Source organism: Nocardia sp. NPDC004568 (genome assembly GCF_040609955.1).
Taxonomy (GTDB): Bacteria; Actinomycetota; Actinomycetes; order Mycobacteriales; family Mycobacteriaceae; genus Nocardia.
In genome coordinates this window covers 1-13,388 of the sequence record NZ_JBEXLL010000116.1, presented here as the reverse complement: position 1 = coordinate 13,388, position 13,388 = coordinate 1, and the positions used below count along the sequence as shown (strand labels likewise).

Annotated in this window: 11 protein-coding genes and 2 pseudogenes; 8 read left to right on the top strand and 5 right to left on the bottom strand. The window is 64.7% G+C overall.

What is annotated here, in order from left to right; translation table 11 throughout:
• Positions 1-1,032 precede the first annotated feature (1,032 nt).
• Positions 1,033-1,443, top strand: a complete 411-nt coding sequence (locus ABZV91_RS30670) for a hypothetical protein (protein WP_355249227.1) — start codon at positions 1,033-1,035, stop codon at positions 1,441-1,443.
• A 65-nt stretch (positions 1,444-1,508) separates the two neighbouring features.
• On the opposite strand, the gene ABZV91_RS30665 is transcribed toward ABZV91_RS30670, so the two are convergent.
• Positions 1,509-1,595 carry a helix-turn-helix domain-containing protein gene (locus ABZV91_RS30665; protein WP_355249228.1) on the bottom strand — a complete coding sequence of 29 codons (87 nt, stop codon included), beginning with the start codon at positions 1,593-1,595 and terminating at the stop codon, positions 1,509-1,511.
• A 90-nt stretch (positions 1,596-1,685) separates the two neighbouring features.
• Here ABZV91_RS30665 and ABZV91_RS30660 point away from each other — a divergent pair, with 90 nt between their 5' ends.
• Both ABZV91_RS30660 and ABZV91_RS30655 read left to right on the top strand, forming a co-directional pair.
• Positions 1,686-2,207, top strand: coding sequence for a type VII secretion system-associated protein (locus ABZV91_RS30660; RefSeq protein WP_355249226.1), 522 nt, complete (start codon positions 1,686-1,688; stop codon positions 2,205-2,207).
• Positions 2,208-2,643: 436 nt separating this feature from the next.
• Positions 2,644-3,189, top strand: a complete 546-nt coding sequence (locus ABZV91_RS30655) for a hypothetical protein (RefSeq protein WP_355249225.1) — start codon at positions 2,644-2,646, stop codon at positions 3,187-3,189.
• A gap of 93 nt (positions 3,190-3,282) precedes the next feature.
• Here the strand turns inward: ABZV91_RS30655 and ABZV91_RS30650 are convergent, their stop codons facing one another.
• The 3 genes and pseudogenes from ABZV91_RS30650 to ABZV91_RS30640 form a co-directional block, all read right to left on the bottom strand.
• Entirely contained in the window at positions 3,283-4,005 is a 723-nt protein-coding gene (locus tag ABZV91_RS30650; RefSeq protein WP_355249224.1) for a hypothetical protein, read from the bottom strand.
• A gap of 357 nt (positions 4,006-4,362) precedes the next feature.
• A complete protein-coding gene (locus tag ABZV91_RS30645) occupies positions 4,363-4,509 on the bottom strand; it encodes a helix-turn-helix domain-containing protein (protein WP_355249223.1) in 147 nt (48 codons plus the stop codon).
• Positions 4,506-4,832: pseudogene (locus tag ABZV91_RS30640) on the bottom strand (recombinase family protein). Before ABZV91_RS30640 ends, ABZV91_RS30645 begins: the two are co-directional and overlap by 4 nt.
• Before the next feature lie 403 nt (positions 4,833-5,235).
• Between ABZV91_RS30640 and ABZV91_RS30635 the strand changes: the two are divergent.
• The 4 genes and pseudogenes from ABZV91_RS30635 to ABZV91_RS30620 form a co-directional block, all read left to right on the top strand.
• Complete coding sequence (locus ABZV91_RS30635; protein ID WP_355249222.1) at positions 5,236-6,018, top strand: hypothetical protein; 783 nt, start codon at positions 5,236-5,238, stop codon at positions 6,016-6,018.
• A 330-nt stretch (positions 6,019-6,348) separates the two neighbouring features.
• Entirely contained in the window at positions 6,349-7,215 is an 867-nt protein-coding gene (locus ABZV91_RS30630; protein ID WP_355249221.1) for a hypothetical protein, read from the top strand.
• Positions 7,216-7,642: 427 nt separating this feature from the next.
• On the top strand, positions 7,643-9,202 hold the full coding sequence (locus ABZV91_RS30625) for an ISL3 family transposase (RefSeq protein ID WP_355249220.1): 1,560 nt from the start codon (positions 7,643-7,645) through the stop codon (positions 9,200-9,202).
• Positions 9,203-9,374: 172 nt separating this feature from the next.
• Positions 9,375-11,294: pseudogene (locus ABZV91_RS30620) on the top strand (Tn3 family transposase); the annotation flags it as partial.
• 139 nt (positions 11,295-11,433) lie between these two features.
• Here ABZV91_RS30620 and ABZV91_RS30615 read toward each other — a convergent pair.
• Positions 11,434-12,276, bottom strand: coding sequence for an SDR family NAD(P)-dependent oxidoreductase (locus tag ABZV91_RS30615; RefSeq protein WP_355249219.1), 843 nt, complete (start codon positions 12,274-12,276; stop codon positions 11,434-11,436).
• A 116-nt stretch (positions 12,277-12,392) separates the two neighbouring features.
• On the opposite strand from ABZV91_RS30615, the gene ABZV91_RS30610 reads away from it, so the two are divergent.
• A complete protein-coding gene (locus tag ABZV91_RS30610) occupies positions 12,393-13,037 on the top strand; it encodes a TetR/AcrR family transcriptional regulator (protein WP_355249218.1) in 645 nt (214 codons plus the stop codon).
• Positions 13,038-13,388: the final 351 nt, after the last annotated feature.

The following is a 13,388-nucleotide window of genomic DNA, read 5'->3' as shown; positions in this document are numbered from 1 at the left end:
GACGTCGTGACATGGTGTGATCGTCTCCTTCTGCACCCATTCTGGTGCATCAGAACTCTCACAACCGGTGGACCCACCCACCGGGCTCCAGTCACCGGCACCGGCGGTCTCGCCGGAGTGTCTCGAAACCTTCGCCTCCCGCTCGCAACACCGAAACGTCACCTGACATAGCGGCTGGTGGGTGCCTCAGCTGGCCGACGCGTCGCTTCGCGCGATGGTCGACGTGGGCTGCGACGAACACGATGAACCCTTGATCGGGGCCGCGCCCGACGGTGTCGCCTGTATCGTTGTCGCCACGGCCGCTGTGTACAGGCGGGGTGTGGACGTGGAGCGCTGGAACCCGATACTCGGTGAGTCGCTGCTGCAGGTCGTGCCACCAGGATGTGGACATCATGCTCAACCCGGAAGGTCCCGCACCGTTTCGGCTCCGCGCCGAGGCACGCGGACGCAGGTAATCGCCGCCATGCTTCCCATGAGCCTCATCCCACCTGCGGGAGCAGTCGGTGACGGTGTGGGGGTGAGCGCGGTTAAGGTGGCGAGATCGTTGCCGCCTCTCTATCCGCCTCCACCGCCGCTGCGAAGCGCCTGGTCGCAGCGCTTTCCTGGGGTGCCGCCGGGGAGTTACGCAAAAACTACAGCACTGTTGCCGGGGACCTGCGCGAGGCGGCCAAGGACCTGTCCGGTGCAGATGGGAACGCGGCTCGCGGTCTGGCTTCGATCATCGAGAATGACCCGAACACTCCACTGTTTCTCGGTTATTCGCAGACCAACAGGCCGTGGATATTCACCCCGGACGAGATCCACAGCCGGCCTGTCCGCGCCCCGGGCCGGGGTACCGTCGGAGCAACGTTCACGCCCGAAGCAGGCACCCCGTGCTGGAGCCGTCGCGGCCTGGCCGGGATTCAGGAAAGCCTCGGGCCCACCGTAGACGGCACAGGTAGCTGGTCTCGTTTCAAGTCCGGCTTCAAGAAGCTGATAGGGCGGGCCGAGCGGCCACCTGCCCTCTGGGCCGACAGGTCGAAGACCGAGACGATGCTGTTTTCCGAAGCACACGCCGACCCTTACGAATACGTCGTTCACATCGGCGAGGAGAAACTGAAATTGGGCGTCAGCGGAGGAACGTTCGGTCGCATCGAGTCCGTAAACCCCCACATACAGCAAGCGTATCGCAATCATCCGAGCAGTTTCCTCGTCCAGATGTCATGCAAGCCGGCCGGCGGCCCCGCCGCCGAGGCATCCGCACGAACGCTCCAGGAAGCAGGCATAAATATCCCTGTGTACGCCGCCAGGAACGCCGTGTTGCTCTCTGCCGTAGAAATACGGGGCCATTATGTTTACGACGACCTGGCTGTCGTGGCCCCACCGGGCACTCCCACAGGCAGCGAACACCACTGGGTCGAGTACAAGCCACGTCCGAAAACGGAAAATCCCCCAGGGGACTGACCCGCAACAGCCGGCACGGCTCTTCGCTGCTCAGGGGCTCCCGGGCACTGTCACCTCCGCGCTCTTCATCGGATCGAAGCGGGCCCCAATTCGGGCAGATACTTGTATAGCGTGGTCCGCGAGACCCCCAGCAGCCGCGCGATCGAAGACACCGATCCGACTGTTCCGGGGGGGATTGCGGCGGGCTGGGCTGGATAATCGTTGATGGTGAGTGCCGGTGGCAGGCTTGTTGGGAGGGTCGGATGAACGAGGCGGGACGGGTTGGTAGGGATCGGGAGGACTGGGTCGTGCAGGTCGATCCGCGGTGGGAGCCGGCGGAGCCCTCGCAGGAGCCTCCGTCGTCGATGATTCTGGGCGGGTGGATGCTCGAGGGGGACATTGCCGGTCCGTTTCAGCCCAATCCCGAGTATCGCCCCGCCGGTGATGATTCGCCCTGTGATCCGGTCGATGCGGTGGTGCGCCGGGTCGGTGCCGGTGAGGACGGTGTCGGTGTTGCCGATGTTGTCTCTGCGGTCGGCAACTCGATGGTCGATGTCGGTTGCGACGAACACGATGAACCCTTGATCGGGGCCGCGCCCGACGGTGTCGCCTGTATCGTTGTCGCCACGGCCGCTGTGTACAGGCGGGCTGTGGACGTGGAGCGCTGGAACCCGATACTCGGTGAGTCGCTGCTGCAGGTCGTGCCACCGGATGTGGACATCATGCTCAACCCGGAAGGTCCCGCACCGTTTCGGCTCCGTGCCGAGGCACGCGGACGCAGATAATCGCCGCCATGCTTCCCATGAGCCTCATCCCACCTGCGGGAGCAGTCGGTGACGGTGTGGGGGTGAGCGCGGTTAAGGTGGTGAGATCGTTGCCGTTGCTTTATCCGCCTATACCGCCGCTGCGAAGCGCCTGGTCGCAGCGCTCTATGGGGGTGCCGCCGGGGACATACGCAAAAACTACAGCACTGTTGCCGGGGACCTGCGCGAGGCGGCCAAAGACCTGTCCGGTGCAGATGGGAACGCGGCTCGCGGTCTGGCCTCGATCATCGAGAATGACCCGAACACTCCACTGTTTCTCGGTTATTCGGAGACCGACAGGCCGTGGATATTCACCCCGGACGAGATCCACAGCCGGCCTGTCCGCGCCCCGGGCCGGGATACCGTCGGAGCAACGTTCATGCCCGAAAGAGGCGGTCGGCGATGGAGCCGACGCGGCTTGGCCAGGATTCAGGAAAGCCTCGGGCCCACCGTAGACAGCGCAGGTAGCTGGTCTCTTTTCAAGTCCGACTTCAAGAAGCTGATAGGCCGGGCCGAGCGGCCACCTGCCCTCTGGGCCGACAGGGCGAAGACCGAGACGATGCTGTTTTCCGACGCACACGCCACCCCCTACGAATACGCCGTTCACATCGGCGAGGAGAAACTGAAACTGGGAGTCAACGGAGGAACGTTCGGTCGCATCAAGTCCGTAAACCCCCACATACAGCAAGCGTATCGCAATCATCCGAGCAGCTTCCTCGTCCAGATGTCATGCAAGCCTGCCGGCGGCCCCGCCGCCGAGGCCTCCGCACGAACACTCCAGGAAGCAGGCATAAACATCCCCGTGTACGCCGCCAGGAGCACCGTGGTGACTGCCGAAGACACATTACTGGGCATCTACCGCGACCTGGCTATCCTGGCCCCACCGGGCACTCCCACAGGCAGCGAACACCACTGGGTCGAGTACAAGCCACGTCCGAAAACGGAAAATCCCCCAGGGGAGTGACCCGCAACAAATGGCGATGTCAACTTGACCGTGCTCTGGTGTGACGGCAACACCTGATGGCTATGTGCTGCAGCGGGCACGGCTCTTCGCTGCTCAGGGGGATGGTTCTGCTTCTTCGGGGAGTGTTTGGCGGCGTCGCTGGAGTTGTTCGGCGATGGATGTGGCGAAATCGTCGACAGGGATGAGCTTGTCGCTGGGGGAAGCGATGCCGAGCTGGGTCAGGCCTTCGGCGAAGTTCTGATTCCGCAGGGGGTAGACCGCGAGTTCGGCGGTGGTGCCGCCGCCGGATTGCAGGGCGAAGTAGGCGGGCTCGAGGTTGGTCTTTCCCGCCCACAGCCGGGCGTCGTTGACCCGGCCCTGATGCCGGATCTCCATATCGTTGTTGTGCCGCGCCACCTCCGGAGAAGACGCGGTGTCGTAAGGGGCGAGGTCACGCGCCAGCTTCGAGTAGTCACGGGCCCGGACCGCGATGGCCGTTTCCCCGTCAACGCTCAACCTCGGGTACCGGTGTGGGTCGATCACCTGGTCCAGCCACTGCGGAAGTGGGCGAGTCTCGTTCATACGCAGGGAGATCTCCCTGGTCCATCCCGTCTCATCGGCAGGATGGAGTCGGTAGTCGAGCCGGCCGTGGACCGTGTCTTCCAGGACATCGTGCGGTGGCGCGGTGGTGCCGGTGTCGCGGACCACAGCATGCAGTTCCCGGCTTCCGCGGTCGCCGGTACTGCGCAGTTCCACCTGAACTCTTCCCCGTGTGGACTGCAACGCGTAGGAAACGGTGTCGGCCATGGTCAGGCCCGCGTCATCGACCCGCTTCACAGGCCAGTCGGACAATTGCCCACGCATCCAATCCCATACACCCGCATCGGTATGACGTCGTCCACCGAAGTCGACGGAGCGAGCAGCAGCTCGATCGATATCGAGCACTGCGTCACCGGACGCCCTGCCGGCGGAAGCCGCTGTACCTGCCGCACCACTACCGAGCGAGCCGTCTCCAGCGCCCGGCACCTGATCTGCTCCTTCCCCCGAGGCGCCTCCGATGACTCGGTTGGCCTCTCGGGCGCCCTCGGCCCGGCGGCGTATCCAGTTGCTGTGACCCTCGGACCGGACACGAAGCAACGCTCGTAGGTGATCGCAGGCGCCCGACCAGCTCCCGAGCATTGTCGCCCCCGCTCTTCATCGGACCGAGGAAGCGAGCCCCAATTCGGGCAGATACTTGTATAGCGTGGTCCGCGAGACCCCCAGCAGCCGCGCGATCGAAGACACCGACTCGTCCGGTCGGGTCAGCAGCGCCCGGGCCTGCCGGATCTGCTCCTCGCTCATGGCCGGCGGCCGGCCGAGCCGCTGCCCGCGAGCCCGGGCTGCAGAGAGCGGCCGAGCCTGTCCAGCGAGGCAACCACGAGAGTGTCACCAGCACGCATGTAGTCCAGGCACGCCGAGAGCTGTTCGCGCTCGACGTCCTTCCCGGACTTCTTGTCCGCGTAGACCTACTTGCAGCCGACGGCCTGTAGTGCGCGTGTCTGCCGGTCCAGGTTCTGGTCGCGGGTCGAGACGCGGGCGTACCCGATCAGCGCTCCTCCCCCGCCGATCGGGTCCAGGGCATCGCCGTCGAGGGAAAGCGGTTCGAGCGCATCGGTGTCCGTCACCCCCGAATCGTACATAAAAGGACGCTTCGCCGTTATTGAACATTCGGACTTTGCGACATGTTTTTTGAACAGTCGGCGATTTCGATCGACCTGGGCGTTCCCGTCCCGGAGTCCGTTTCGGCCGGACTGTTCATAAAACGATCATTTAATGGACGACACAAAGTGCCCCGGCCGGTCCGACCCGGGCAGGTGTGGCGTACCTGTACCTCAGGTCGATCCGCTATGATCGTAGTCGGGTGGCTGTCCTCGACGGAGTCTGTGGGCCAAGCCGAAGTCATCATTCGCTAAACTGCTCCGGTAGTATGTCCAGGCTCCATTTGCGGGCGTAGGGCCCAGCCTGTCGGATCCGTCGATTCGGAGGGAATCTCGTGGCTCGATGCATCGGTCGAGGACATGTGATCTCGTGAACCGGTGGCAACCTGCCGACGAAGTTGCGAGATGGGCGGCCCAGCTGTCCGAGCAGTTGACTCAAGGGGCGGCGCAGGAGGCGCGGTCGGAAGCAGCAGCGGCAAAATATATCCGAGATGTGATCGGTGGAGTAACGGGTGCCGAAGAGCAGGGCGAAAGGCTACTCGACAGGACATCGAGAACCTCTCTCGAAGGGAAGAATATTCGGGCCGTGATCCTTGGGGAGGACGACCACCACGAGCCCCTCGGAATACATGAAGATGCTGCTCGTGCGGGTGATACGACAATCGGCCCGCAGATCGACACACCCGCTCTCACCGACGATGACAGGTCCGCACTGCAGCGCTACGGGGGATCCTCCGGAGGGTTGAACTTCGCAATACGCCATAACGATATGAGCCGCTACCAGCAACTGTTGCGCGACGACGTCAACTCGGCCCTGAGCAAGCTGCCCGATTACAACAACAAATGGGTCATACGTCGGGTCAACCTTTCACCCGAAGCGTTGGCTCGTTACCGGGACGATCCGGATCTGGTCGAGGCGGCATTCACCTCCGCGTCAAGGACGGACAAGGCCGCATTCGGCACCGACCGCATGAGCGGTATTCCTGTGGAGTTTCAGCTCTTGTCGAAGCACGGTAAGGACGTGAGTGCGTACACGGGTAAGCCTGAGGAGGAGGAGATACTCTTCCGAAGCCCCACGCCGTTCAGGACAATCGAGACCCCATATGTGGATCCGCAGACCGGGCGGACTGTGATTCGCAGGGTCGAGCTGTGATGAGCATGGCGTCGCGCCCTGGACATGGGGTGAACCTGGGGTCGGGGAGCAGATCCGCCCGATACGGCGCTAAGCGCGGAACATCATCGAGAGGTGTTGGCCTACAGGTGATTTCATGTCGGCGTGACCGATGAGGGTGGTACCGCCTGGACCCCTGCACGCGCTGCACCAGAACAATGTCGCCGTCGACCGGATGGTGGCATTACTGGTCGGTGGCGCGCGAACGTATCGATCAGCGCGTCTAGGCCGGCGCCGAACTCCGCACCCCGGGCGCCCGTCGAGGGGACGGGTCGGGTGAGTAAAGGTTTCGGTAGGAATCTGATGTCTGGGGTGGTCGAGGCCTTGAGCCGCCATCTCGGGGCAATGAGCGATGCCATCGCCAATCCCTGGTACCGGGGCAGGATCATTCACCCGACCGTGCAGGGGGTCGCCGAGACGGTCGATAGGGACCAGCTCCTCCGGGAGAGGATTCGGGCGACTCGCCTCCAAAGACAACGGGTGGCCGAGGCGGAGATAGAACCGATGCTGCCCTCGGTCGGGGAGCTGCGGATCCGGCCCGGGTCGCCCTCGCAGTATCTGGCGGACACCGATCTTCGCCAGCTGCGTGCCCGGGAGATGCGACAGCTCGACGATATCGAGAACCATCACGGCCTGGAGCGTAAGCACGGTACCGTGCCGGTGGAGATGGATCCGACCTCGCTGCGCACGCAACCGGCAGCAGACCTGACCTCCTTGTTGTCCCAGGCCCGGAGGGCCGAGGGCGGTGCGCGGCTGGTGGTAGGCGGCGGTCACGTTTTCCGGCCCGCCGAGCCAGGCGAGGTGTTCCTCAACAGTTTTCCGGAAGACAGACCGGATGTCGTGGCAAATTTTCGTGACATGTCGGTGCTTCGCGATGCGGTCTTCGACGAGGTCTACTTCGAAGGGGTGCCGTTGTCTTACAACCTGCGCGACGGCGGTGCCGCCGAGCTCCATCAGGTCCTGAAACCCGACGGCAGGCTGCTCCTCCAAACCGGACGGGTGGAGATCCTGCCCGCCCTGGAGCAATCGATGAACGTGGGCGCTCTGCAGAGTGCGGGGTTCACCGACATCGAGATCAGAGTGGCCAGAGACAACAGGGCTCAGAACGGGCCGCTCTGGTGTGAGCTCAGCGCCACCAAGGCGGAATCCGCGAATCCGGGGTCCGCTGCCACCGCCTGAACGTCGACGCCCTCGCTGCCGCCGGACTGCCCGACGAACGCATCTACGTCGACCGCAAGACCGGCACCACCGGTACCCCCAAAAGCAGTAACAGGGGTAGGGGCGCATTCCCCAGAAATCCGGCGGTGCAACTGCAGGATTTACCGGCACACAGCCCCGTTGCCGTGATCGAAGTGTGGTTGTGTCAGCGGAGTTTTTCGGTCAGTTGCTCCAGGGGCCAACCGACGTCGACAGCAATGGTCCGAACGCCCCACGCGAGGGAAGCGTTGTCAACGGAACGCCAAAATCCGGGATCTGGCACGGTTTGCGTGATTGACCCGGCCCGGATTGCATACGGAGACTGGATGATCGATCATGTCGCCGGTGTTCTGATCTCGGGCCGACGGCGGTCTTGTTTCCTCACCTGGACGGGTTGCAGATCGACGCGGTGACTTCGACCGGGTCGCGGGTGAACCTCGAGGTGAGTACCGGCGGCGAGACGGTGGCCTGCCCCGACTGTGGAGTGTTCTCGCGGCGGATCCATAATCGCTACCAGCGGCGATTGTCCGATACCGCGATCACCAGCCGTGAGGTACTGATCCGGTTGCAGGTGCGGAGGCTGTTCTGCGACAACCCCGAGTGCGGCAGAAAGACGTTCGCCGAGCAACCCTGCGGGCTGGCAGGGCGGTATGCCCGGCGGACGGCCGTTCTACAGCGTGTGCTCTGCGCGGTCGCGCTGGCGCTGGGCGGCCGCCCGGGTGCCCGGATGACCCGTCATCTGGCGGCGGCGGTCAGCCGGATGACGCTGTTGCGGCAGGTCCGGGCACTTCCCGACCCAGGCGAGGTCACTCCTCGCGTGCTGGGGGTCGACGACTTTGCGCTGCGTCGCGGGCATCATTACGGCACTGTCCTGGTCGATATCGAAACCCGTCGGCCGGTCGATGTGCTCGCCGACCGCACCGCCGAAACCCTGGCCGGCTGGTTGCGCGCTCATCCCGGAGTCGAGATCGTATGCCGGGACCGTGCCGGCGCCTACGCCGAAGGAGTGAGCGTCGGAGCACCGGATGCGCTGCAGGTCGCGGACCGATGGCATGTCTGGCACAACCTCGGCGACGCGGTCGAACGGGTGGTCGCCCGTCACCGCACGCGCTTGGGCGCCGCCGCCGATATCGAGGTCGATGCCACAACAGCGGTCATCGACCTGCCGCAGCCACCGCATAGTTCGGAGGTGAGCGAACCCTCACCGGACAGGACAGACAAGTGGGCGGTTCGGACCCGGGAGCGTTACGCCGCGGTCCACACGCTGCCCGGTGACGGTGTGAGCCTGCGGGCCATCGGGGTCCGGCTCGGTCTTGCCCGCGGAACCGTTCGCCGTTTCGCCCGTGCCGCCAGCGCGGAGGAACTACTGGTCAACAACGGCACCGGCCGCCGCCGAGGCCTGCTCGACGAGTTCAAACCCTACCTGCACCGGCGATGGAACGAAGGCTGCACCAACGCCACCCAACTGTTCGGTGAGATCTCCGAACTCGGCTATCGCGGAAGCAAGAAGGTCGTGCTCAACTACCTGCACCCCTTCCGCAGCACCGGCCGTATTCCCCGCCCGGCACGCAAACCGCCGTCGGTTCGTCGTGTGGTGAGCTGGATGATGAGCGATCCCGCCCGTCTCGATCCCGCCGACCGGCAGCGGCTCGATGCCATCCTGGCCACGAGCACCGAACTCACCGCGCTGGCCGGCCATGTCCGGGCGTTCGCGGAGATGATGGTCGACCGTCGGGGCCGTGAGCTGGAACGCTGGATGGCAGCCGTCGATACCGACAATCTGCCCGCCCTGCACTCGTTCGTGCGCGGTCTGCGCCGCGACCTCGACGCGGTCACCGCCGGTCTGACCTTGCCCTGGAACAGTGGGCCCGTCCAAGGCCACGTCAACCGCATCAAAATGATCAAGCGCCAGATGTTCGGACGCGCGAACCTCGACCTGCTCCGGAAACGAATCCTGCTGAGCGACTAGGAATCCCGGCTTCCCGAATCACGGAATCTGTGCCAGATCCCAAAATCCGGACCATCTGACGGAAGTTCAATCTGGACCACCTGGCCGGTTGGGTTGGTGGTTTCAGCTGTCCGTACTCGTCGTCGCCTAGCCTCGCGCGTTCATGCTGATTCCGGCACGTTGTGCCGGAATAGCGGCGATCGCGCAGGCCAAGCCCCGTCTGCCGCGTGATCACGGGCATCTGGCCGCGCTGGATTCGTCGTACAACTATCTGCGGCAGTTCACCCCGGCGGTCCTCTCGGCGGTGCGGTTCGCCGGCGGCACCGCGGCGACCGAGCTGCTGATCGCGGTGGACATGCTGCGCGAGCTGAACGCCACCGGCCGCCGCAAGGTGTTCGGCGAAGCACCGGTGGGGTTCGTGCCGGCCAAGTGGCGCGGTTACCTCGAGGAGGCCCGGAAATCAGGCAGCGTCACTGCATATCGGCACTACTGGGAGTTGTGCGTGCTGCTGGGGTTGCGGGATGGGCTGCGCAGCGGAGATGTGTACGTGCCGGGCTCGCGCCGCTACGCGGACCCGGCCGCGTACCTGCTCACCGCCGAGCAATGGACGCCGCAGCGGGTCGAGTTCTGCCGCCTGGTCGGCAAACCCGCCGACCCCGGCGAAGCCCTGGCCGCGGTGACCGACGAGCTGCACGAGGCGGTCGGGGAGCTGGAGGCGGTGCTGTCCGGCGGGGACGGCCCGGTACGCGTGGACGAGACCGGGGATCTGGTGATCTCGCCGTTGACCGCCGAAGACGTGCCCGCGGAGGCGGTTTCGCTCAAGGCGGAACTGACCGAGATGCTACCGTTCGCGCCGATCGTGTCGCTGCTGATCGAGCTGGACAAACGCACCGGCCACCTCGACTGCTTCACCCACGCCTCGGGCAAACAGACCCGCACCCCCGAAATCAAACGCAACCTCATCGCGGTTCTGCTGGCTCACTCGACGAACCTCGGTTTGACCCGGATGGCGGAGGCCTGCGGCATCTCCTACGACATCCTCGCGTGGACGGCGGAATGGTATGTGCGGGAGGAGACCCTGCGCGCGGCGAACCTGGCGATCATCGACTACCACCAGCGGTTGCCGCTGACCCCGGTGTTCGGCGTCGGCACGCTGTCGTCGTCGGATGGGCAGCGGTTCCCGGTGCGCGGCAAGTCGACCTCGGCGCGGGAGATGGTCATCCACGGCGGCCGGGTGCTGTCGACCTACACCCATGTCACCGATCAGCACGCCACCTACGGCACGAAGATCATCGTCGCTACGAAACGCGAAGCACACTACGTGCTGGATGAAATCCTCGGCAACGCAACGGATCTGCCGATCACCGAACACGCCACCGACACCCACGGGGTGACCCTGGTCAACTTCGGGCTGTTCGACCTGCTCGGGATGCAGCTCTCACCCCGGATCCGGGACCTGGGAAAGATCACCCTGTACCGGCCCGACCCCCGCCGGGACACCGAGGCCCGGTTCCCGCACGCCGGACCGCTGATGACGCGGCGGGCCAACCTCGACCTGGTCGCCGAGCACTGGGACGATCTGCTCCGGTTGGCCGGGTCGCTGAAGTTCGGGCACGCCACCGCCTCACTGCTGGTCGGCAAACTGTCCGCCTCTGGGCGGCAGAACACCCTGGCCACCGCGCTCAAAGAGTACGGGGCCCTGCGCCGCACCGTCTACGCCGCCCGTTACCTTTCGGATCCTGACTATCGGCGCAAGATATCCCGACAGCTCAACAAGGGCGAATCCCTCCACGCGCTACGCCGCGACCTGCTCTACGCGCACGAGGGCACGATCCGCGCCCGCCAGCTCGACGGCCAAACCGAGCAAGCCTGGTGCCTGACCCTGGCCACCAACGCCGTAATCGCCTGGACCACAGAGTATTACGGGCTTGCCGTAGACCAGATGCGCCGAGCCGGACGCCGGATCGATGACGAGGTGCTGGCGCACATCAGTCCGGCGCACAGCGAGAACATCAACTTCTTCGGCGCGATCGAGGTCGACATCGACGCCGAACTCGCCCAGCTCGGCCCGACCGGCTACCGGCCACTGCGAGTGCGCGACACCCTGTTCTGAATATCATGAAACCGCTGGTGACCGGGCCGAGAACATAGGGTGTCGGCGATGACCGAGGACCATACTGCGGCTGCCCCCGCCGGTCCATGACTGCCGCCTCATGCTCATCGGATAACGGTGGTGGCGTGGTCTGTCGCCTCTACATACCGCTGGTGTTTGCCGTACGCAGCAGGGTTGTGGTGAGGTACGCCAGACGGTCGGCGGCTTCGTGGTCGAATGGTTCGCCGTAGACGTCGATCCGATTGTCCTGCATGAATGCGCTGAGCGGCGCCGTCGGAGGGTGATCGAGGTGCCGGAGGATTCGGGTGAGGGCGGCTTCCACCGGTTGGCCACGCTCTCGCATTCCGGCGACCAGTTCGGCACTGGCGGCATCGTATTGCCCGGTGAATCCGGTCGCCGTCAGCCCGGGATGCAGCAGGACGTATCGGATCCGGCTGTCGGGGTGGCGGCGCGTGAAACCGACCGCGAGAAGATCACTCAACTTCCCGCACTGCCTCATGACCGCATCGGCGTCGTAGGCGCGAGCGAACTGCAAGTCGTCCCAACGAATCCCGGCAAGGTCTCCACCGGGACCGGCCAGATCGAGGATCACCGGGGCGTCGGACGCCTCCATCTGTTCCACCAGACCGTGCCCGAACAGGTACCTGCTCAGATAGAACAACGCGAAATTGGCTTCGAAGCCTTCGGACGTGACGAACCGGGCGGCGCGGTAAAACCATGCGCCGAGCACAAGCACGTCGACGACCGGATAGGTCGCCGCGATCTGCTCGATCACCCGCCGGTTCTCCGCCACCAGGCTCAGATCCGCTCGGATGAACTCTATGCGCGCACCACCGCCGAACGTGCCGGCGGCATCCAGGACCGCCTGCCCCTTGGCTGCGCTGGTGCCGATGATGACTACCTGGTCACCGCGACGCAGGTAGGTCAGTGCGAGCGCCTTTCCCATGCCATCGGTCCCGCCCGTGATCACAACCGTCTTCATAAGCTTCCCCTCTGATCAAACTGAACGCATCAAGACAGTAAACTAGACTACTGAGTCTATGTCGACCCGTATTATCTAGTAGACCGATGAGTCCAAGTAGTGATTACGATGAGCTGATGAGCGCGTTGCAGCCCCCTTCGTCCAGGCAGGCGCAGCCGCGTGGGCGTATCGATAAACGGCAGGCCATCATGGCCGCAGCGTTCACCGTGTTTGCGCGCGTGGGCTATGCGCAGGCCCGGGTGGACGACATCGCTGCCGAGGCCAAGGTGGCCAAGGCCACCGTCTACCATCACTTCCGCGACAAGGAGTGCTTGTTTCGCCAAGCAGTGCAGTCGCTTTCGGAGACCGCGCTGGCGGCCAACGTGGCTGCGATCGAGCAGCTGGCATCCCCTGGTGACGATCCGTCTACCCGATTGACGCAGGTCGGGCTCCAGCTGGTTCACTGCTACTGCACCGAGGAATCGCGCGCCTTGCGACGCCTGGTCTGCGCAGAAGCCACCCAGTTTCCGGATCTGGTCGACCTCGTGACCGAAGTCTCCCGCCGGGCTACCGCAGCCCTGGCCGATCGGCTCGCACGGCTTTCACTGGCCGGCGTACTCGACATCGACGATCCCGATATCGCGGCGGCCCAGTTCACTGCACTGCTCGCCGGTCCTGCCGACGGCCTGCTTCGACTCGGCACGCGCGCGGTCCCCGACCGCGAACTGCACTCCCTCACCCACGCCGCAGTGACGACCTTCCTCAAAGCATTCGGCCGATGAACCCTGCCCTGCTGTCTGTGCAGACAGATAGCCCCGGATAACGGCCCGATATCTGGGGTAGTGCAGCCGCCGACCTGCGGCTATAGCGCTCCAGCCGTGCGCGAAGCGGCCCCGTTATCTGGGCCAGGCCCAATATCCGTTGTTTTTTCGGCGGTTACTACAAGCGCCGCCAATTGCATCGGATGCGAATTCGCGACCGTGTGCACATCGACCTGTCCGATGGCGGCGAAGACGGCCGCTACCAGGAGAATTCGGCTGCGGCAACGTGGCCGAGCATAGCTGAACCGATCAGGGCGAAACGGTCAGATCGCGGTGACTACCTGCGGATTCCGCGCCTACTCGCATACGATG

Excerpts from the sequence above, each read along its gene's own strand:
- ABZV91_RS30670 (WP_355249227.1), top strand. The coding sequence starts at position 1,033 with ATGCTGTTTTCCGAAGCACACGCCGACCCTTACGAATACGTCGTTCAC.
- ABZV91_RS30660 (WP_355249226.1), top strand. The coding sequence starts at position 1,686 with ATGAACGAGGCGGGACGGGTTGGTAGGGATCGGGAGGACTGGGTCGTG.
- ABZV91_RS30645 (WP_355249223.1), bottom strand. The coding sequence starts at position 4,509 with ATGAGCGAGGAGCAGATCCGGCAGGCCCGGGCGCTGCTGACCCGACCG.
- ABZV91_RS30615 (WP_355249219.1), bottom strand. The coding sequence starts at position 12,276 with ATGAAGACGGTTGTGATCACGGGCGGGACCGATGGCATGGGAAAGGCG.
- ABZV91_RS30610 (WP_355249218.1), top strand. The coding sequence starts at position 12,393 with ATGAGCGCGTTGCAGCCCCCTTCGTCCAGGCAGGCGCAGCCGCGTGGG.